Source organism: Micromonospora sp. CPCC 205561 (genome assembly GCF_036906775.1).
Lineage (GTDB): Bacteria > Actinomycetota > Actinomycetes > Mycobacteriales > Micromonosporaceae > Micromonospora.
Genome location: NZ_JBAKHV010000061.1, coordinates 15,643 through 33,836, shown reverse-complemented (window position 1 = coordinate 33,836; position 18,194 = coordinate 15,643). Strand labels below are relative to the sequence as shown.

The following is an 18,194-nucleotide window of genomic DNA, read 5'->3' as shown; positions in this document are numbered from 1 at the left end:
GGGCAGGGCGCGGCGACCAGTTCGGGAGCCGGCCGGGCCGGGCCGCCGAGGGCGCGCAGCGCCGCGGCGAGGGCGTCGGCCTCGGCGTCGGCGGCACCGGCCGCGGGCGTGGCGTAGCCGGCGCCGATCGGGCGGCAGCCGGTGTCGGCGGTCAACCGGACCCGGCCGTCGCCCTCGATCCCGCCGGCGACGGTGACGAACTCGCCCGCGTCCGCGCGCAGCCGGGGGCCGTCGGAGGTGACCCGGACCCCGGCCCGCCAGCCCGTCGGCAGCCGTTCGGCGACCTGCTCCAGCAGCTCCCGCTCCCCGCCCGCGGGCACGAAGACGTCGACGCCGCGCGACAGGGCGCCGCCGTCGGCGAACGGGGTGACCCGGCAGCCCTCGTCGAGTTCCGGCGGGGTCAGCACGGCGGTGTCACCGGCCGCCGCGACCAGTTCGCCGACCGCCCGGTCGACGACGGGGCCGGCGTCGGCGAGGCTGCGCTGCTCACGCACCGTCGGCGGATCGTCGCGCACCGAGGCCCAGGTGAGCCCCGCCAGCAGCACCCCCCACGCCACCGTGGCGACGAGCAGCCACCGCCGCCACCGCCGGGCGGACGTCGGCTGGTCGGGACCGGTCGGTGGTGGGGCCTGCCCCGCCTGGACGACACCGTTCACGGGGCCATCGTGTCACGGCCGCGATCCGCGCCCCGCGACGGTCGTGGCCCGCCTCCTCGGGGTGAGGGGCGGGCCACGGGCCGATCGGAGCGTGGGTCAGGAGGCGACCGTGACGGAGACCTCGTTGACCCCCCGGGCGGCGGTCACGGCGGTGTCGCCGTTGCCGTGCCGGGAGAGCGCCCGCAGGGTCCAGGCACCCGGCGCGGCGAAGAACCGGAACTGGCCGGTCGGGGAGGTCACCACCTCGGCGGTGAACTCGCCGGTCGAGTCGAGCAGCCGGACGTACGCGCCCGGCACGGCGTCGCCCGCGTCGGAGCGGACGACACCGGTGATCACGGTTTCCTTCTCCAGGTCCAGGCTCGCGGGCAGCGGAGCGGCCTGATCGGGTGCGGCGCAGCCGGCAGCGGTGGGTGCGGTCATGGCTCAGGCCTCCCCGGGCTCGTCGCCGAGCGCGACCGGCACGCCGACCAGCGAGCCGTACTCGGTCCAGGATCCGTCGTAGTTCTTCACGCCGCGGTGGCCGAGCAGCTCCTGGAGCACGAACCAGGTGTGCGAGGAGCGCTCCCCGATCCGGCAGTAGGCGATGGTCTCCCGGCCGTCGTCCAGCCCGGCGTCGGCGTAGATCTTGCGCAGCTCGTCGTCGGACTTGAAGGTGCCGTCCTCGTTGGCCGCCTTGGACCACGGCACACTGATCGCGGTGGGGATGTGCCCGGCCCGCTGCGCCTGCTCCTGCGGCAGGTGGGCGGGGGCCAGCAGCCGGCCGGCGAACTCGTCGGGGCTGCGCACGTCGACCAGGTTCTTGGTGCCGATGGCGGCCACGACCTCGTCGCGGAAGGCCCGGATCGAGGTGTCCGGCTCCTGCGCCACGTACCGCGTCGCGGGCCGGGTCACCGCGTCCCGCACCAGCGGACGCGCGTCCAGCTCCCACTTCTTGCGGCCGCCGTCGAGCAGCTTCACGTCGCCGTGGCCGTAGAGCTTGAAGTACCAGTACGCGTACGCGGCGAACCAGTTGTTGTTGCCGCCGTAGAGGACGACGGTGTCGTCGTTGCTGATGCCCCGCTCGGAGAGCAGCGCCTCGAACTGGCTCTTGTTGACGAAGTCCCGGCGCACCGGGTCCTGGAGGTCGGTCCGCCAGTCCAGCTTGATCGCGCCGGCGATGTGGCCGGTGTCGTAGGCCGACGTGTCCTCGTCGACCTCCACGAAGACGACGCCCGGGGCGTCGAGGTTCTTCTCGGCCCACTCGGCCGAGACGAGTGCGGTGTCGCGACTCATCAGATCACTCCCTGGTGAAGGATGAATGGTGAACCAGCACGAGGCATATCGAAAGTCGTAACTATCGCACCACGCGCGGGATCCACCGGTGTGGACGGATCTCGGGTTCGTGCGACGGCGCCGCTGCCGGGCGTTGGGAGAGCACGGGAGAAAAGAGGCTCCTGCGTGCCGAGGCCGCTAGGCGGCCGAGGTCAGCCCCGCCGTCAGATGACGGGGCGACACAGGCAGGTGGCCACGCGACACAGGTCGACCGCGCGCCGTTTGGTGAGGAGCGTCCCCATGAGCAGGGAGCCTACCAGCCATATGCGAGGAGGCCACGAGGCCGACCAGCATCCGGGACGCCCGCTCCGGGACGGCCGGCGTGCCGGCGACGCCCCGCCCGGGCCGGCTGACGGACGGCCGGAGCCGGCACGGACGGCCGATGGCGGGCCGGAGCCGGGGCGGGCACCCCCGCCGGACGGCGTCGGGTCAGCCGGCGGCGGAGTTGATCGGCACGTTCCTGGCGTCCGCCGTGACCGCCAGCCCCTCGGGCAGCGGCCGGACCTCCCGGACGGCGAGCTGGAACGGCAGCTCGGGCAGGGGCACGTCGATGGAGATGCTGCGGGCGTAGTTGTTCAGCAGCATCCGGGCCAGCGGCAGGTTCGGCAGGCCGGCGGCGTTCAGGTCGTCGAAGCGCAGCGAGACCTGGCCCTCCTTGCCGACCGTGATGTCGGCGGTGCCGGTCACCGTCAGCCGCTGGCCGAGGATGTCGACCGGAGCGGTGACGGCCAGCCGGCCGCCCTGCTCGGCGAGGGCCAGCCCCGGCCGGTCGAGCAGCTTGGCGAGGCTGTCGTAGCTGATGGTGCCGGTCCCGTTCACCGTCTCGGCGACCACGTCTCCCCGGCCGGAACGGAGGGTGTCCAGCGAGGCGCGTACGTTGCGGGCGTCCACGTCGAGCTTCGGCAGCGCGACCACGTCGCCCTGCACCGGGCCCTGCACGTCGCGCAGCGCGATGGAGATGCGCTCGTACCGGCCGTCGAGCACCTGGGTGAGGAACGGGACGCCGCCGACCTTCACCTGCGGCTCCGAGGACTGCGCGCCCTGCTTCGCGATCTCCTGCCGGACCTGGTCGGCGATGGCCCGCTCGGCCACCCCGACCGCCACCCGGTCGGCCACGACGATCAGACCGCCCAGCACCAGCAGCAGGACGAGGAGGGTGACGAGCACCTTGCGCCCGCGTCGCCGGGGCCGCTCCTCGTACGCGTCATCCTGCGCCACGCCGCCTCCTGTCGTCTGTGCCGGGGTGCCGCGGAGCGGCGCACCGGGTGGTACCCGAACGGGGAAAGCCTCAATCGCCGCCTCAGAGAACCAGCTTGCACATGGCGTACGCGGCCGGCGCGGCCAGCGCGAAGCCGCCGAGCGGTCCCTGCATGTGCCGGGCGACCCACATCGTCGGCGGCTCGCCCGCCATCAGCCGGCCCGCCTCGGCGTAGCCGACGGCGAGATCGGCCAGCACGGCGGCGACCGCCGCGACGAGCCCGATGATCGCGGCGCGGGTCGGGGTGAACGGCGTCACCAGGTAGCTGCCGAGGACCGCGCTGACCAGCGTGCCGGCCATCGCGCCGACGACCACCCCGGCCGCGCCCCGGGGCACCTGGGGGGCCAGCCGGGGCCAGGGCGCCACGGCGTCGGTGAGCCGGGCGACGGTGAGCGCGACCGCGCTGGCGGTGAGGCAGACCGTGATGGCCTGGGTGCCGGCCGGGACGCGGCTGAGCACGATCAGGGTGGCGAAGGCGACGACGCCGACCACGATCAGCAGGGTGGTGCCGAGGGAGTCGGTCACCCGCACGCGGTCGACCCGCCGGACGAGCTGACCGAGCACCCCGAGAGCGAAGCCGCCCGCCGCGACGTAGCCCAGCGGCGCGAGGCCGGCCACGTCCGTCTGCACCGCCGCGGCGTCGGCCGTCACCGCCGCCGCGACGCTGACCAGGGCGACCAGCAGCAACGCCGGTGGCCGCATGGCCATCGTCCAGGCCAGCACGAAGAGCAGCTGGACGCCGAAGACGACGAACGCGAACGGCAGCCGGTGCCCCGGGCCGGAGGTCTGCGCCCCGAGCACCAGGCCCACGCCGAGCAGGACGGCGAAGCCGGCGACGGAGAGGGCGAGCTGGCGGCGCACCTCGACCGGCTCGACCGGTTCCTCGTCCGGCTCGTCGTCCGGCTCGTCGTCGGGCCGTCGGGCCGGCTCGCCGGCGCGCCGGGCCCGGCGCGGTCCGCCGCGTTCCCGGCGCTCGCCGTCGTCTTCTGGGGCCGGCCCGGTACGCGGCGCCGGTGGCTGGCCACGGGTGGGGCCGGAGGGCCCCGGGCGGGGCCCGTCGGGCCACGGGTCGCGACCGGTCTCGGGCGAGCTGGAGGGAAACACGCCCCGATCGTGCCAGACCCGCGGGTCGGCGCGGGGGGCACGGTTTCGGCAACGTTAAAACCTGATGCTCGTTCACGGGCAAGCCGGGCAAACAGGAACAGACGCGAAGGCTCCGCCGGGGCGATCGGTTACGCTCAAGCCCGCTACCCGCCCGTCAGCGACGCCGGGACCCACGCAAGTTCATCAGCGCCACACCTCGTGGAGTGCGCTGGTCGCGCGCGGCCGACGGCCGCCGGGACGGAGGTGATCGTGGAGATCCTGCTGCTGGTGACCGCGCGCGCAGGCGAACCATCCGCAGTGCTGCCGGCACTCGACCTGCTGCCGCACTCGGTCCGCACCGCGCCCCGCGACGTCCGCACCCTGGTCGCCGGCCCCAGCCCGGACGCGGTGCTGGTCGACGCCCGCTCGGAGCTGAGCGAGGCCCGGGCCACCTGCCGGATGCTGCACGCCACCGGGCTCGGGGTGCCGCTGCTGGCGGTGGTCACCGAGGCGGGCCTGATCGCGCTCAACGCGGACTGGGGCGTCGACGACGTCATCCTCGCCGGCGCCGGCCCGGCGGAGGTGGAGGCCCGGCTGCGGCTCGCGGTCGGCCGGCTGAGCAACACCACCGCCGGGGCCGGCGGCTCGATCCGCGCCGGGGAGCTGACGATCGACCCGGACACCTACGCCGCGAAGCTCAAGGGCCGGCCGCTCGACCTGACCTACAAGGAGTTCGAGCTGCTGAAGTTCCTGGCCCAGCACCCGGGGCGGGTGTTCACCCGGGACCAGCTCCTGCGCGAGGTCTGGGGCTACGACTACTTCGGCGGCACCCGCACCGTGGACGTGCACGTGCGGCGGCTGCGCGCCAAGCTCGGCTCCGAGTACGAGTCGATGATCGGCACGGTGCGGCAGGTGGGCTACAAGTTCGTCGTACCGCCCGCCCGGTCGCTGCCCGAGAGCGAGCACGCTCCCCTGCCCGTCTGACCCACCTGCCCCATTCGAGCAGTATTCCGCATATGCCCTTTTTGCGAAGCTTGCCGGTCCTATTCTGACTGCCGGGTTTCCGAACGAGAGGGGGCGGCGGTGTGCGCATCGACCACGGGGGCGGCGGTTCCGCACGGACGGGACCGCTGATGCGGCACGCCCCGGCGGCGCGCGCCGTCGGCCTCGTCGCACTGGTGGTCGTCGTGCTGCTCGGCTCCGCGTACGCCCTGGGACGCAGCGTGGTCCCGGACCCGCCGCCCGCCCACTCCACCCTGACCACCGGCGGCACCGGGCCGCACTACGCCGACCAGCCGCCGGCGGAGGACCCGCCCCCGCACACGCCGGCCGGCGACGACCGGAGCACCGGCCCGGTGGAGACCGGGCAGGACGGCGGCGCCCACCCGGACGACACGCGGGAGCCGGGCCCGCACGACGGGCCGTTCGGGACGCAGACCACCAGCGGCACCTCCCTGGTCGCCCTGACCTTCGACGACGGGCCGGACCCGAACTACACCCCGCAGGTGCTCGCCCTGCTGCGGGAGCACCAGGTGCGGGCCACCTTCTGCGTGGTCGGCGAGAACGCGCAGCGCCACCCCGACCTGGTCCGGGCGATCGCCGCCGACGGGCACACCCTCTGCAACCACAGCTGGAACCACGACGTCACCCTCGGCCGGCGGTCGCCCGCCGCCATCCGGGCGGACCTGCTGCGCACCAGCGCCGCCATCCGGGCGGCGGTCCCCGACGCGCCGATCGCGTACTACCGGCAACCCGGCGGCGCCTGGACGGTGCAGGTGGTGACGGTGGCCCAGGAACTCGGCCTGACCCCGCTGCACTGGACCGTGGACCCGTCGGACTGGCAGGCGCCCGGCGCGGACCGGATCGCCGCCATGGTGGTCGCGGCCGTCGTCCCCGGCTCGGTCGTGCTGCTGCACGACGCGGGTGGTGACCGGCAGGGCACGGTGGACGCGCTGCACCGCATCCTGCCCGACCTGGCCGGCCGGTTCGAGGTGGAGGCGCTGCCCGACGGCCGGACGTGAGCGGCGGCGGCCGCGCCGCCGGAAAACCGGCCGAGGGCGGTGGCGCGCCCTGCCGTCCGACTACGGTGACCGGATGAGGAACCCCGAACCGAGCGACGGCCGGGTGACCCGGGCCGACCGCCTCAGCGCCACCGAGGTCGCCGACGTGACCGCCCTCGCCCGAGCCGCCGGCGACGCGGACGGGGCGGACCCGTTCGACGAGCACGTCCTGCTCCGGCTCCGCGACCCCGACGCGCCGGCCGTGCACCTGACCGCCCGGGCGGACGACGGCACGCTCGTCGGGTACGCGCACCTGGACACCACCGACAAGACCGCCGGGATCGGCGTGGAACTGGTGGTGCACCCGGCGTACCGGCGGCGCGGGACGGGCCGGGAGCTGGCCCGGGCCGTCCTGGCCGCCGCCGACGGCCCGCTGCGGGCCTGGGCCCACGGTGACCACCCCAGCGCCGCCGCGCTCGCCGTCGACCTGGGCCTGCACCGGGCCCGGGTGCTCTGGCAGCTGCGCCGGCCACTGACCGCCCCCGTCCCCGACCCCGTCCTGCCCGACGGCGTGACGCTGCGGGCGTACCGGCCGGGCACCGACGACGAGGAGTGGCTGGCGCTCAACGCGCGGGCCTTCGCCGAGCACCCCGAGCAGGGTCGCTGGTCGGCCGCCGACCTGCGGGTACGCCTCGACGAGCCGTGGTTCGACGCGGAGGGCTTCCTGCTCGCCGTCGACGGCTCCACCGGCCGGCTGCTCGGCTACCACTGGACGAAGGTCCACGAGCGACCCGGATCGGCCCGGATCGGCGAGGTCTACGTCCTCGGGGTGGACCCGTCGGCGCACCGCGGCGGCCTCGGTCGGGCGCTGACCGCGGCCGGCCTGGCGTACCTGCGGGACCGGAGGGGCCTGGACCGGGTCATGCTCTACGTCGACGAGTCCAACACCTCCGCCGTGGCGCTCTACGAACGACTCGGCTTCGCCCGCTGGTCGGCGCACGTCAACTACCAGTCGACCTGACCACCCCCACGGCCCCGGCCGCGGCAGCGCCGCGCGGCCGGGGCCGTGTCGCGCCGCCGTCGGGGACGTCCGGCGGGCACGGGCACGGCGTCGGCTTCCACGGGGACGAGCAGTGTGCCAGAAAATCGGCATACTTCCGACAGGCGCACCCCCGTTCACTTAACGGACAACTCACCCTCAGCGAGCGGCCACCTGTGCTGCCGCACCTGTTCACCCTCCGTTCACTCGCGACCGGCGAACCGGCTACCTGGCCCTCCTAGCTTTTGGGTCAGCCGGTCAGCGCCGGCACCCCGGGCCCCAATCCGGGTGCGAAGTCAGACGTGAAGGGAAACCCCTCAGGTGAAGCTCCAGCGGCACGGCACTCTCGCCTGCCTCGCTCTTACCGCGACGCTCGCTCTCAGTGCATGCGGCTCGGACAACAACGAGCCCGCGAGCAGCGCCGCCACCTCCGGGTCGGCCGCCGCCGACTGCGCCACCGGCACGCTGAACGCCCAGGGTTCGTCGGCGCAGAAGAACGCCATGGACGAGTGGATCAAGGCGTACCAGCAGAAGTGCTCCGGAGCTAAGATCAACTATGAGTCGTCCGGCTCGGGCGCCGGCATCCAGGCCTTCATCGCCGGCACGGCCGACTTCGCCGGCTCGGACTCCGCCCTCAAGGAGGAGGAGCAGCCGCAGGCCGACGCCAAGTGCGTGGGCGGCGCCGCGGTCAACCTGCCGATGGTGATCGGCCCGGTCGCCATCGCGTACAACGTCAGCGGCGTGGACAACCTCCAGCTCAAGCCGGCCACCCTGGCGAAGATCTTCGCCGGCAAGGTGACCAAGTGGGACGACCCGGCGATCAAGGCCGACAACCCGGACGCCAAGCTGCCGTCGACCGCCATCAACGCGGTACACCGCTCGGACTCCTCGGGCACCACCGACAACTTCACCGACTTCCTGACCAAGACCGCCGCGTCCGACTGGACCTTCGGCAAGGCCAAGGAGTGGAAGGCCCCGGGCGGCACCGGCGCGTCGAAGTCCGACGGCGTGGCCAGCGCGATCAAGGGTCAGGACGGCACCATCGGCTACGTCGAGTGGTCGTACGCCGAGAACGGCGGCCTGAAGACCGCCAAGGTCGGCAACGGCGCGGGCGAGTTCGCCGAGCTGACCGCCGAATCCGCCGGCAAGACCATCGCCGGCGCCGAGGTGGTCGGCAAGGGCGACGACCTGAAGATGAAGATCGACTACAACACCAAGGAGGCCGGGGCCTACCCGATCGTCCTGGTGACCTACGAGATCGTCTGCTCCAAGGGCCTCGCCGCCGACAAGCTGCCGCTGGTCAAGGGCTTCCTCGGCCACGCCGCGAGCACCGCGGGCCAGGCCGACCTGACCGAGCTGGGCTACGCCCCGCTGCCCGAGACGGTCCGCGCCAAGGTCGAGGCCGCGGTCAAGAACCTCGCCTGAGCCGTCCGCACCGACACCGTCACCACCACCTCAACTCGAAGCGAGCGAGCAGATGGGTGAAACCCCTCACCGCTCGGCCCACGCCGGCACCGGCGGGACCAGCGTGACCGAAGGTCACGACCGGCCCGCCGGTGCCTCGGCGCGTGTGGCCGAGGCACCAGTCAGCACCCGTACCCCGGGCGGAGCCGGGCTGGGCGGCGGCGGCGCGCTGCCCCGGGCCCGCGCGTTCGGCGCCGAACGGGCCTTCCGCGGTCTGACCCTGGCCGCCGGCACCGCCGTCCTGGTCATCATCGCCGCGATCGCGGTCTTCCTGGTCGCCAAGGCGGTGCCGGCGCTGCGGGCCAACACCGAGAGCTTCTGGACCTTCGAGGGCTGGTTCCCGAACGACGCGGCACCGAAGTTCGGCATCGGCGCACTCGCCTTCGGCACCGTGCTCAGTTCCGCGCTGGCCCTGCTGATCGCGGTGCCGGTGGCGCTGGGCATCGCGCTCTACCTGTCCCACTACGCGCCGCGCCGGCTCGGCACCACGCTGGGCTTCCTGATCGACCTGCTGGCCGCGGTGCCGAGCGTGGTCTTCGGGCTCTGGGGCCGCGACGTCTTCATCAACCCCGTGCGGGACTTCTCCGCCTGGCTGAACACGTACTTCGGCTGGATCCCGATCTTCGGGGGCGACGGCCCGTTCGGGAAGTCGATCATGCTGGGCGCGCTGGTCCTGGCGATCATGGTGCTGCCGATCATCACCTCGCTCTCCCGCGAGGTGTTCACGCAGACCCCGACCGCCAACGAGGAGGCGGCGCTCGCCCTTGGCGCCACCCGCTGGGAGATGATCCGCACCGCGGTGCTGCCGTACGGCCGCCCCGGCATCGTCGCCGCGGTGATGCTCGGCCTGGGCCGGGCGCTCGGCGAGACCATCGCCCTGGCGATGACCCTCGGCATCACCTTCAACATCTCGTTCAACCTCATCGAGAGCGGCGGCAACACCATCGCCGCCAACATCGCCAACACGTTCGGCGAGGCGAACGACACGGGTCGGGGCGCGCTGATCGCCTCGGGCCTGGTGCTCTTCGCCATCACGCTGATCGTCAACATCACGGCGCGGGCGATCATCCACCGCCGCCGGGAGTTCACGGAGTCGGCCGCATGACCACCACCGTCACCTCGCACCGCACCCGCCCACCGGCGCAGCCGCCCACCCTCAAGGCCCGGCGGCTGCCGAGGTACGCCGCGCCGGCCATCGCGGTAGCCGCCCTGCTGGTCGCCGCCGCGTTCGTGTACGGCACCGGCACCGGCGGCCCGGTGCTGGTCGTGGTCCTCGGCGCGCTGCTCTACCTGGCCGGGCTCTTCGCCGTCGCGAACCGGGTCGAGGGGCGGCGGTCGGCCCGCAACCGCACCTGGAGCGCGCTGATCCACTCCGCGTTCGTACTGGCCGTCCTGCCGCTGGCCTCGGTGGTCTGGACGCTGTTCAGCAAGGGTGCCGAGCGGCTGGACGCCGACTTCTTCCTCACCTCGATGAACAACATCGGCGCGCGGGACCCGAACGGCGGCGCGTACCACGCCATCGTCGGCACGCTCCAGCAGGTCGGCATCGCCGCCCTGATCACCGTCCCGCTCGGCATCCTCTGCGCGATCTACATCGTCGAGTACGGCCGGGGCCGGTTCGCCTTCACGATCCGGTTCTTCGTGGACGTGATGACGGGCATCCCGTCGATCGTCGCCGGCCTCTTCGTGCTGGCGTTCTGGGTGCTGATCGTCTCGCCCTGGTTCAACGACGGGCGGCCCAGCTTCTCCGGCTTCGCCGCCGCGCTCGCGCTGAGCGTGCTGATGCTGCCCACCGTGGTCCGCTCCACCGAGGAGATGCTGCGTCTCGTCCCGGCGCCGCTGCGCGAGGGGGCGTACGCCCTCGGCGTGCCGAAGTGGAAGACCATCCTGCGGGTCGTGCTGCCGACCGCCCTGCCGGGCATCGTCACCGGGGTCATGCTCGCCATCGCCCGCGCGGCCGGCGAGACCGCCCCGGTGCTCCTCGTCGCCGGCGGCGGCGCGGCGATCAACTTCAACCCGTTCGAGAACAACCAGTCGTCGCTGGCCCTCTACGTCTACCAGCAGGCCGGCGACGCGTCCCGGTACGCGCCGGCGCGGGCGTGGACCGCGGCGCTCACCCTGGTCGCCCTCGTGCTGATCCTGACCGTCGCGGCGAAGCTGCTGGCCCGTCGCAACCGGCTCGGCCGATGAACCCCGGAGGTACCACCACCATGGCCAAGCGCATCGAAGCCTCGAACGTCACCGCCTACTACGGCGCCTTCAAGGCGATCGAGAACATCAACCTGACGGTCGAGCCGAAGACGGTGACCGCCCTGATCGGCCCGTCCGGCTGCGGCAAGTCCACCTTTCTGCGGTCGATCAACCGGATGCACGAGGTGCTCCCCGGCGCCCGGGTCGAGGGCAGCCTCACCATCGACGACCAGGACATCTACGACCGGGACGTGGACGTCACCGCCGTCCGGCGCATGATCGGCATGGTCTTCCAGCGGCCGAACCCGTTCCCCACCATGAGCATCTTGGAGAACGTGGTGGCCGGGCTGCGGCTCAACGGGGTCCGCCGCAAGTCGATCCTGGACGAGGCGGCCGAGAAGGCGCTCCGCTCGGCCAACCTCTGGGACGAGGTGAAGGACCGGCTCGGCAAGCCCGGCGCCGGCCTCTCCGGCGGTCAGCAGCAGCGGCTCTGCATCGCCCGGACGATCGCGGTGGAGCCGCAGGTGGTGCTGATGGACGAGCCCTGCTCGGCGCTCGACCCCATCTCCACGCTGGCCATCGAGGACCTGATGTTCCAGCTCAAGGACAAGTTCACCATCATCATCGTCACGCACAACATGCAGCAGGCCGCCCGCGTCTCGGACCGCACCGCCTTCTTCTCCATCGAGAAGACCGGCGACCCGGGCCGGCTCATCGAGTACGACAACACGCAGAAGATCTTCAGCAACCCCGGCGTGAAGAAGACCGAGGACTACATCACCGGCCGCTTCGGCTGAGCTGCGAGGCGGTGGCCCCTTCTCTCGCTTCCCCTGCGGGGAAGGGGCCTTCCCTTCCTCCTGCCCACGCTCGGCGAACCCGGCAGCGCCCCGGGATCTGCTCTAGGGTCGGGAAACGCCCACGATCGACGCGGAGGACGGGCATGCCTGAATATCCCCGGTTGCTGCACACCGTGCTCGACAGCACGAACCCCCGTGAGCTTGCCGAGTTCTACCGGCAGTTGCTCGGGCTGCGGTACCGACCCGGTGACGAACCACCGACGGACGGGACGGCCGACGACCCGGACTGGCTCGTGCTCAGAGACTCCGACGGGGCCGCCCAGCTCGCCTTCCAGCTCGTCGATCGCCTGCCCCGGACCACCTGGCCCCGGCACGACGTGCCGATGCAGTTGCACCTCGACTTCACGGTTCCGAACGCGTCCGAGCTGGAGCGGCAGCGTGAGCGGGCGGAGGCCCTGGGCGCGGAACTCCTGCTCGACCGGACCGACGACCCCGACGAGCCGTTGTACGTGTTCGCCGACCGGTCCGGTCACCCGTTCTGCATCTTCGTGGCCTAGCCTCGCCGACCCGCGCGCCCCGAAGCGACCGCGGTCAGCCCAGCACGAACCGGGGCTCGCCGGTCTCGGGCACGTCGAGGCGGGGGGTGACCGGGGTGGCCGCGTCCCGGTTCGCCGCCGCCCGGGCGACGCCGGCCAGGTCGCCGCCGGCCGCCACCTGGGCCAGGTTCACCAGCGTCGGCGGCAGCATGGTCAGCTCGCCCGCCTCCGCCCGGGCCAGGGCGTCCGCCGGGCGGGCCCAGAGCGTGTGGTCGGCCTCGCCGGAGACGTCCCGGGTCCGCTGCCCCTGCGGCAGCAGGGCCACGAAGAAGTACGTGTCGAAGCGGCGCGGCTCGAACTCCGGCGTGATCCACCGGCTCCACGGCAGCAGCAGGTCCGACCGGAGGGTGAGCCCGCGCCGGGCGAGCAGGTCGGCGAAGCCGCCCCGGCGCTGCTCCAGCGCCGCCCGGTCGGCCTCCCAGTCGTCGCCGCTGACGTCGCCCACCACGGTCCGCGCGTCGGGGCCGGCGAGCAGGACCCCGGCCTCCTCGAAGACCTCGCGGGCCGCGGCGCAGACGACCGCCTGGGCGGCCCGCGGGGTCAGGCCCAGGCGCTCGCCCCAGCCGGCCGGGGTCGGGCCGGCCCAGTCCAGGTGCGCCTGCGAATCCGACGGGTCGACGCCGCCGCCGGGGAATGCGTACATCCCGCCGAAGGCCATCGCGGCGACCCGCCGGATCAGGTACACCTCGAAGTCGTCGCCGGCGGGGCGGAGCAGCAGGACGGTCGCCGCGACCCGGGGCGCCGCCGGGGTGCCGCCCTCGGCGCGGAAGCGGCGGGCGTGCTCCACGAGCGCCGGGGGTGCGGGGAAGCCGTCGGCGTCGATCGTCATGCGCCGAGCCTAGTTCCCGACGGTTGGGTCTCCCGCGCCGCCGCCCGCTGATCTTCGCTAGCGTGGCCGCCATGACTCGTTGGGGCATCCTGGCCACCGGCCACATCGCCGCCCGCTTCGCCGAGGACCTCCGGCTGGTGCCGGGCGCCGAACTGGCGGCGGTCGGCTCACGTACCGCCGAGAGCGCACAGCGGTTCGCGGCCCGGCACGGCGTGCCGCGGGCGTACGCCTCCTGGGCGGAACTCGCCGCGGACGACGACCTCGACGTCGTCTACGTCGCCACCCCGCACGCCGCGCACCACGAGGCGGCCATGACCTGCCTCGCGGCCGGCCGGGCGGTGCTGGTGGAGAAGCCGTTCACGCTCGACCTGGCGACCGGCGTCGAACTGGTGGAGACCGCCCGCGCGGCCGGGGTCTTCCTGATGGAGGCCATGTGGATGCGGACGAACCCGCTCGTCCGCCGGATCTGCGCCCTGGTCGCGGACGGCGCGATCGGCACGGTGACCGGCGTCCGGGCCGACTTCGGGGCGGCCGGGCCGTTCCCGCCGGAGCACCGGATGCGGGCCCGTACGCTCGGCGGCGGCGCCCTGCTCGACCTCGGCGTCTACCCGGTCAGTTTGGCCCACCTGCTGCTCGGCGTGCCCGACCACGTGCGGTCCTGGGCGAAGCTGAGCCCGGAGGGGGTCGACGAGAACACCGGGATCGTCCTCGGCTACGACTCGGGCGCGGTCGCCACGCTGAGCTGCGGCATGGTCGGGGCGTCGCCGCTGGTCGCCTCCGTCACCGGCACCACCGGGCGGATCGACCTGCCCGAACCGTTCTTCCGCCCGGGCTCGGTGACCCTGCACCGGGCCGGCGCCCAGCCCGAGACGTTCACCGACGAACTGGTCGGCGGCGGCTACCAGCACGAGGCCGCCGAGGTCCAGCGCTGCCTCGCCGAGGGCCTGCCGGAGAGCCCCCTGGTGCCGCACGCCGCCACGCTGGAGGTGATGGCGCTGCTCGACTCCATCCGCGCCCAGATCGGCGTCGACTACTCCTGACGGGTGACGGGCGAAGGGCCCCTCGCCGACGCGTCGTGCGTCGCCGAGGGGCCCTTTCCGCGTCCTCAGCTGAACAGGGGACGGACCAGGAAGTACATCAGGGCGCCGATCGAGCCGGCGGCCGGGAAGGTGAGGATCCACGCGCCGACGATGTTGCCGGCCACGCCCCACCGGACGGCGGAGAGCCGCTTGGTGGCACCGACGCCCATGATCGCGGAGGTGATCGTGTGGGTCGTCGAGATCGGCGCGCCGAGGACCAGGGCGTTGAAGTAGAGCACGCCGCTGGCCACGGTCTCGGCGGCGAAGCCCTCCGGCGGTCGCAGGTCGATGATCTTGCGACCCAGGGTCCGGATGATCCGCCAACCGCCGGCGTACGTGCCGGCGGCCAGCACGGCGGCCGACGTCCAGAAGGCCCACTCGGGGATGAAACTGGGGTCGTCCTGGTAGCCGCCGACGTAGAGGGCGAGCACCACGATGCCGATGGTCTTGGCGGCGTCCTGCATGCCGTGACCGACCGACATGGCGGCGGCGGACGCGGTCTGCGCCCAGCGGAAGCCCCGGTTGAGCTTGCCCGGGTGACCGTTCCGGAAGATCCACTGCACCGCGATCATGACGATGTAGCCGAGCAGGAAGCCCACCATGGGCGAGAGGATCATCGGGATGATCACGCTCTCCCCGATGCCGGTCCAGAGCACCGTGCCGGACGCGGCGACGGTCGAGCCGACCAGGCCGCCGATCAGCGCGTGCGACGAGGACGACGGCAGGCCGAAGTACCAGGTGACCAGGTTCCACACGATCGCGCCGATGACGCCGGCGAAGACGATGCCGAGGCTCGACGTGCCGGTGGGCAGTTTCACCAGGCCGCTGCCGACGGTCTTGGCCACCTCGGCGCCGAAGTGCGCGCCGATGAAGTTGCCGACCGCCGCCATGGCCAGGGCCACCCGGGGTGTGAGCGCCCGGGTGGAGATGCTGGTCGCGATCGCGTTGGCGGCGTCGTGGAAGCCGTTGGTGTAGTCGAACACCAGCGCCACCGCGATCACCGCCAGCACGGCGATGAGTTCGGGACTCACAGGATCAGGACTCCTTGACCGCGATGGTCTCGACGGTGTTCGCCACGTGCTCGAAGGCGTCGCAGGCGGCCTCCAACTCGTCGGCGACCTCCTTCATCTTCAGCACCGTCAGCGCGTCGTACTCGCCGGAGAAGAGGCGGACCAGGAGCATCCGGTACACCTGGTCACCGTCGTTCTCCAGTCGGTTGCACTCGATCCAGTAGTCCTCGAGATCCTTCATCGACCTCAGGCGCGGCATCGCGTCGGCGGTCAGCTTCGCCTGCGCGTCCAGGACGTTGACCATCTCGTGCATCTCGCGGGGCAGCGAGGGGAGCTTGGTCAGGCCGTAGAGGTAGAGCAGGTTGCCGACCGCCTCGAGGTGGTCCATCACGTCGTCGAGCAGCGAACCGAGCCGGTAGATGTCCTCCCGGTCGAACGGCGTGATGAAGGTGGAGTTGATCTTCTTGTAGAGCTCGTGGGTGATCTGGTCGCTGTCGTGCTCCACCTCGGTGAGCCGCTCGCTGACCGACTGCACCTCCACCCCGGGAAGGGCCAGCTCGTTGAGCAGCGCGGTGCCCTTCACCAGGTTATGCGCGGCCCTGGTGAAGAGCTCGTAGAAGGCGCCCTCGTTCGGGCGGAAGGAAAACTTCACAGCACGGACCTCGTCGTGTCGGTGGAAGGGTGACGGCCGCCCGGAGGGTGCCCGCCTGGGAATGCTAGAAAACGGCGGAACCGGGAAATCGGCGGCCTCCCCCTGGCCAGGTGGCATTCACCGGTCGTTCACCTGCCGTTCATCTGTCGCGTTCCCTCGGATCCCAGCAGCCGCTCCCGTTCGCGCCGGACGTCGAAGCCGGCAGGCGGATACCCGAGATCGAGGGTGTCGAACGTCTCCCGCAGCAGCTGCGCGACGGCCCAGTCGCGGTACCACTTGCGGTCCGCCGGCACCACGTGCCAGGGCGCGGCCTCCGTGCCGCACCGGCTCAGGGCCTCGGCGTACGCGGCCTGGTAGTCGTCCCAGCGGGCGCGGGCGTCCACGTCCGAGGGGTCGTACTTCCAGTGCTTGCGCGGCTCGTCGAGCCGTTCCAACAGCCGCCGGCCCTGCTCGGCGTACGAGATGTGCAGCATCACCTTCACCAGTGTCACGCCGGCGTCGGCCTGCTCCCGTTCGAATGCGTTGATCTCGTCGTAGCGGGCCCGCCAGACCGGCTCGGGCACCAGCGCGCCGACGCGCGCCGCGAGCACGTCCTCGTAGTGCGACCGGTTGAAGACGCCGACGTACCCGGGCGGCGGGAGCGCCCGCCGGACCCGCCACAGGAAGTCGTGCCGCAGTTCCTCCGCGGTGGGCGGACCGAAGGAGCGGACGTGCAGGCCGAGCGGGTTCATCGCGCCCGCGACGCGCTTGACCGTGCCGTCCTTGCCGCCGCAGTCCATCGCCTGGAGCACCAGCAGCACCCGGCGACCGGCGGCGACCCGCCCAGCCGCGCCGGCCGGGCGGCCGGGCCGCCCCGCCGCCCGGGCCTTCGCGTCGGCGAAGAGCATCTCCTGCTGCCGGCCCAGCTCCGCGCCGAGCAGCACGACCTGACCGCGGGCCCACGCCTTGCGGTCCGGGCCGGTCACCTCCGGCCCGGGCAGGCCGGGGGTCGAGCGGGGGTCGACGGACCGCAGGTCCACCGCCGCGCCGGGCGCCACCCGCAGCAGCTCCCGCATCGCCCCGGTCGGCCGCACCGCACCGTCGGCCCGCTCCGCGGCGGCGGACACGTCCGGCTCATCAGTCGCTCGCATACTCCGGATCATCACCCACCCGGCCCTCGTCCGCCCGCCGGGCACGCCCCGGCCGCCCGCGTCGGGCCTGGGGGCGGCGCCGGCGCGGGCGGCGGGAGAATGGTGCTCCGGGAAGTGGCGGAGGGGGCGGCCGGTGCGGGACATGGCGACGGAGTTCGAGGCCGAGCGCGGGCGGCTGCTGGCGGTTGCCCAGCGGATGCTCGGCAGCCGCAGCGAGGCGGAGGACGCCGTACAGGAGACCTGGCTGCGCTACGCGGCAGCGCTCGCCGACCCGGTGGCCCGCGCCGAGATCCGGCACCTCGGCGCCTGGCTCACCACCACCTGCGCCCGGATCTGCCTGGACGTGCTCCGCTCGGCCCGGGTGCGGCGGGAGGCGTACCCCGGCCAGTGGCTGCCGGAACCCGTGGTCACCCCGCTCGACCAGGGCCCCCGCAGCGACGGCTTCGCGCCCGACCCCGCCGAGCGGGCGGTCCGCACCGACCAGGTCGGCACGGCGCTGATGGTGGTGCTGGAGCGCCTCGCACCGGAGCAGCGGGTCGCATTCGTGCTGCACGACGTCTTCGCCGTGCCGTTCTCCCGGATCGCCGAGGTGCTCGGCACCACCGACGTGGCCGCCCGCCAGCTCGCCTCCCGGGCCCGCCGTGCGGTGCACGCGCCCGAGGCGCCCCGGCACACCGCCGACCCGGACGAGCAGCGCCGGGTGCTCGCCGCGTTCGTGGCCGCCGTCGAGTCGGGCGAGCTGGACGCCCTGGTACGGGTGCTCGCTCCCGACGTGGTCCTCGTCGGCGACAGCGGCGGCCACTTCCCGGCGGCCCGGCGTCCGGTGACCGGGGCCAATCCGGTGGCCCGCTTCCTGCTGGGCCTGTTCGGCCCGGCCGGCCGCTACGGCGGCACGCTGCGCGCCCGCCCGGTGCTCGTCGACGGCGTGCTCGGCCTGCAACTGGAGACGGCGCACGCCGACGGCCGGCCGCTGCGGGTCGTGGCCGCGCTCGCCGTGGACGACGGGCGGGTGACCGGGGTCTTCCACCAGCTCAACCCGGAGAAGCTGGGCGACCTGCCGGCGCTGACGGCCGAGGACGTCTGGCCGCCGCGCTGGTGAC

General features: G+C 73.3%; 20 protein-coding genes. 10 read left to right on the top strand and 10 right to left on the bottom strand.

Annotated elements, in window-relative coordinates; genetic code table 11:
- The 6 genes from V6V16_RS24205 to V6V16_RS24180 all read right to left on the bottom strand — a co-directional run.
- Window positions 1-656, bottom strand: a 656-nt coding sequence (locus tag V6V16_RS24205; protein ID WP_334565550.1) for a hypothetical protein, incomplete at its 3' end; no start/stop codon positions are given.
- A gap of 96 nt (window positions 657-752) precedes the next feature.
- Window positions 753-1,076 (bottom strand): DUF1416 domain-containing protein, encoded by a 324-nt coding sequence (locus V6V16_RS24200; protein WP_334565548.1) that lies wholly within the window; start codon window positions 1,074-1,076, stop codon window positions 753-755.
- Window positions 1,077-1,079: 3 nt separating this feature from the next.
- Window positions 1,080-1,928, bottom strand: coding sequence for a sulfurtransferase (locus V6V16_RS24195; protein WP_334565546.1), 849 nt, complete (start codon window positions 1,926-1,928; stop codon window positions 1,080-1,082).
- Window positions 1,929-2,131: 203 nt separating this feature from the next.
- Complete coding sequence (locus V6V16_RS24190; protein WP_311202345.1) at window positions 2,132-2,209, bottom strand: Ms5788A family Cys-rich leader peptide; 78 nt, start codon at window positions 2,207-2,209, stop codon at window positions 2,132-2,134.
- Window positions 2,210-2,396: 187 nt separating this feature from the next.
- Window positions 2,397-3,185, bottom strand: coding sequence for an LmeA family phospholipid-binding protein (locus tag V6V16_RS24185; protein WP_334565544.1), 789 nt, complete (start codon window positions 3,183-3,185; stop codon window positions 2,397-2,399).
- 82 nt (window positions 3,186-3,267) lie between these two features.
- The gene (locus V6V16_RS24180) at window positions 3,268-4,329 is read right to left on the bottom strand and encodes a hypothetical protein (RefSeq protein ID WP_334565542.1); all 1,062 of its coding nucleotides are present in this window, start codon (window positions 4,327-4,329) and stop codon (window positions 3,268-3,270) included.
- A gap of 243 nt (window positions 4,330-4,572) precedes the next feature.
- On the opposite strand from V6V16_RS24180, the gene V6V16_RS24175 reads away from it, so the two are divergent.
- From V6V16_RS24175 to V6V16_RS24140, 8 genes are all read left to right on the top strand, one after another.
- The gene (locus tag V6V16_RS24175; RefSeq protein WP_334565540.1) at window positions 4,573-5,292 is read left to right on the top strand and encodes a winged helix-turn-helix transcriptional regulator; all 720 of its coding nucleotides are present in this window, start codon (window positions 4,573-4,575) and stop codon (window positions 5,290-5,292) included.
- Window positions 5,293-5,441: 149 nt separating this feature from the next.
- Window positions 5,442-6,329, top strand: a complete 888-nt coding sequence (locus V6V16_RS24170) for a polysaccharide deacetylase family protein (RefSeq protein WP_334565538.1) — start codon at window positions 5,442-5,444, stop codon at window positions 6,327-6,329.
- 73 nt (window positions 6,330-6,402) lie between these two features.
- On the top strand, window positions 6,403-7,329 hold the full coding sequence (mshD, locus tag V6V16_RS24165) for a mycothiol synthase (RefSeq protein ID WP_334565536.1): 927 nt from the start codon (window positions 6,403-6,405) through the stop codon (window positions 7,327-7,329).
- Window positions 7,330-7,668: 339 nt separating this feature from the next.
- Window positions 7,669-8,772, top strand: coding sequence for a phosphate ABC transporter substrate-binding protein PstS (pstS, locus tag V6V16_RS24160; RefSeq protein WP_334565534.1), 1,104 nt, complete (start codon window positions 7,669-7,671; stop codon window positions 8,770-8,772).
- A gap of 52 nt (window positions 8,773-8,824) precedes the next feature.
- Entirely contained in the window at window positions 8,825-9,916 is a 1,092-nt protein-coding gene (gene pstC, locus V6V16_RS24155) for a phosphate ABC transporter permease subunit PstC (RefSeq protein WP_334565532.1), read from the top strand.
- Complete coding sequence (gene pstA, locus V6V16_RS24150) at window positions 9,913-11,001, top strand: phosphate ABC transporter permease PstA (RefSeq protein ID WP_334565530.1); 1,089 nt, start codon at window positions 9,913-9,915, stop codon at window positions 10,999-11,001. The genes pstC and pstA overlap by 4 nt, the downstream gene beginning before the upstream one ends.
- A 20-nt stretch (window positions 11,002-11,021) precedes the next feature.
- Window positions 11,022-11,798, top strand: a complete 777-nt coding sequence (gene pstB / locus V6V16_RS24145) for a phosphate ABC transporter ATP-binding protein PstB (protein WP_334565529.1) — start codon at window positions 11,022-11,024, stop codon at window positions 11,796-11,798.
- A gap of 143 nt (window positions 11,799-11,941) precedes the next feature.
- Window positions 11,942-12,355 (top strand): VOC family protein, encoded by a 414-nt coding sequence (locus tag V6V16_RS24140; RefSeq protein ID WP_334565527.1) that lies wholly within the window; start codon window positions 11,942-11,944, stop codon window positions 12,353-12,355.
- A 34-nt stretch (window positions 12,356-12,389) separates the two neighbouring features.
- On the opposite strand, the gene V6V16_RS24135 is transcribed toward V6V16_RS24140, so the two are convergent.
- Window positions 12,390-13,223: an NUDIX hydrolase gene (locus V6V16_RS24135; RefSeq protein WP_334565525.1), complete on the bottom strand. Its 834-nt coding sequence runs from the start codon at window positions 13,221-13,223 to the stop codon at window positions 12,390-12,392.
- Window positions 13,224-13,294: 71 nt separating this feature from the next.
- On the opposite strand from V6V16_RS24135, the gene V6V16_RS24130 reads away from it, so the two are divergent.
- Window positions 13,295-14,263 (top strand): Gfo/Idh/MocA family protein, encoded by a 969-nt coding sequence (locus V6V16_RS24130; RefSeq protein WP_334565523.1) that lies wholly within the window; start codon window positions 13,295-13,297, stop codon window positions 14,261-14,263.
- Between the two features lie 65 nt (window positions 14,264-14,328).
- On the opposite strand, the gene V6V16_RS24125 is transcribed toward V6V16_RS24130, so the two are convergent.
- The 3 genes from V6V16_RS24125 to V6V16_RS24115 form a co-directional block, all read right to left on the bottom strand.
- Window positions 14,329-15,333: an inorganic phosphate transporter gene (locus V6V16_RS24125; protein ID WP_334565521.1), complete on the bottom strand. Its 1,005-nt coding sequence runs from the start codon at window positions 15,331-15,333 to the stop codon at window positions 14,329-14,331.
- 4 nt (window positions 15,334-15,337) lie between these two features.
- Window positions 15,338-15,964 carry a DUF47 domain-containing protein gene (locus tag V6V16_RS24120; protein ID WP_334565520.1) on the bottom strand — a complete coding sequence of 209 codons (627 nt, stop codon included), beginning with the start codon at window positions 15,962-15,964 and terminating at the stop codon, window positions 15,338-15,340.
- Between the two features lie 128 nt (window positions 15,965-16,092).
- Window positions 16,093-17,019 (bottom strand): PPK2 family polyphosphate kinase, encoded by a 927-nt coding sequence (locus V6V16_RS24115; RefSeq protein ID WP_334565559.1) that lies wholly within the window; start codon window positions 17,017-17,019, stop codon window positions 16,093-16,095.
- A 208-nt stretch (window positions 17,020-17,227) separates the two neighbouring features.
- On the opposite strand from V6V16_RS24115, the gene sigJ reads away from it, so the two are divergent.
- Window positions 17,228-18,193 carry an RNA polymerase sigma factor SigJ gene (gene sigJ / locus V6V16_RS24110; RefSeq protein WP_334565519.1) on the top strand — a complete coding sequence of 322 codons (966 nt, stop codon included), beginning with the start codon at window positions 17,228-17,230 and terminating at the stop codon, window positions 18,191-18,193.
- Window position 18,194 lies beyond the last annotated feature (1 nt).